Consider the following 251-nt stretch of genomic DNA (forward strand, 5'->3'; position numbering starts at 1 on the left):
CATTTATATGGGCTTTCTCATGACAGAACCGAACTCTATTAGCTGCACACAACTTGCCGAGACTTATAATATCTCGCATGATAGTGTAAATCGCTTTCTAGAGCGTGAAGACTACACACCTCACGACCTATATCAAGAATCAATTCAACATATTGATAATAATAAACTTATAGTCAGTATTGATGATACTGTTTTAGATAAACCATATAGTCAACATATGGACTTGGTTAGCTATTTTTGGTCAGGCAAAC

General features: G+C 35.5%; 1 pseudogene. It reads left to right on the top strand.

What is annotated here, in order from left to right:
- Position 1 precedes the first annotated feature (1 nt).
- A pseudogene (locus WFH18_RS18125) lies at positions 2 to 251 on the top strand (IS701 family transposase); the annotation flags it as partial.

This window comes from Acinetobacter sp. USHLN143 (genome assembly GCF_037145695.1).
GTDB lineage: Bacteria > Pseudomonadota > Gammaproteobacteria > Pseudomonadales > Moraxellaceae > Acinetobacter > Acinetobacter fasciculus.